Origin of the sequence: Campylobacter portucalensis (genome assembly GCF_009690845.1) — a bacterium.
Lineage (GTDB): Bacteria > Campylobacterota > Campylobacteria > Campylobacterales > Campylobacteraceae > Campylobacter_B > Campylobacter_B portucalensis.
The window spans coordinates 1-477 of the sequence record NZ_VWSJ01000088.1; the positions used below are offsets into that span (position 1 = coordinate 1).

Here is a 477-nt window from a genome sequence, read left to right on the forward strand (position 1 = left end):
AGAGAACATGCTATGACTTTTAGATGTATAGCAAAACAAAAAATGAAATATCCAACAAAATATTTGGTTAATATAAGAAAAAGTTGGTTATTATGGGAGAAAGATCACTATTATTTCAAATATGCAGGTAAATTTTTAAAATCTCTTTGCGAGTATGAAAAAACAAAAAATAAAGGAAAAGGTAATTATGATTTACTAAATTGTAATCAAATAAATGAACAAGAAACCAGTAGGAGTATAAAAAATGGCACAATTGAGGATATTGATTGGAAAATACACTATCACAAAAAAGGCTCTATCTCTAACTCAACAATCATGTATCCAATGCTAAACATAAGTCAAGATGGAAAATATAATCCAAATCAAATAAATCAAGATATAGAAAATTGTAAAAAAAATAATAGAGATTGTGTTGAAGTAGAAGTTTGTACTAATTTTGAAACAGATATAGCTCCTTTTGATAAAAGATTAGCAAGC

1 protein-coding gene is annotated in these 477 nt (G+C 26.0%); it reads left to right on the plus strand.

The features are described from left to right. The coding region (locus tag F1B92_RS08975) for a hypothetical protein (protein ID WP_195836352.1) at nt 1-477 on the plus strand (477 nt) is incomplete at both ends.